The following is a 229-nucleotide window of genomic DNA, read 5'->3' as shown; positions in this document are numbered from 1 at the left end:
TGGTGTTGGTGCTAATGTTATTTGCACCAACATTGAAACCAGATAGTGGGTCCTATTTGCATGGGAAGGGGCCTTTTTTGGTGTGAGTGGAGGTTGGTGTTGGGGTGGTCTGGTCGGTGGGGTGGGGGGGGGTGGGGGGGGGGGTGGGGGTGGGGTGGGGGGGGGGGGCGGGTGGGGGTGGGGTTGGAGATCTCGCTTTTTAATGTATTTATAGATATAATAGAAATGA

General features: G+C 55.5%; 1 protein-coding gene. It reads left to right on the top strand.

The window, feature by feature from the left end:
• Positions 1 to 82: 82 nt before the first annotated feature.
• The gene (locus tag AAEZ00_RS22370) at positions 83 to 214 is read left to right on the top strand and encodes a hypothetical protein (RefSeq protein ID WP_351090268.1); all 132 of its coding nucleotides are present in this window, start codon (positions 83 to 85) and stop codon (positions 212 to 214) included.
• Positions 215 to 229 lie beyond the last annotated feature (15 nt).

Origin of the sequence: Shewanella sp. S1-49-MNA-CIBAN-0167, from assembly GCF_040310145.1 — a bacterium.
Classification (GTDB): domain Bacteria; phylum Pseudomonadota; class Gammaproteobacteria; order Enterobacterales; family Shewanellaceae; genus Shewanella; species Shewanella psychromarinicola.
The sequence above is the reverse complement of the archived record's forward strand: the minus strand, read 5'-3'. Positions and strand labels throughout refer to the sequence as shown.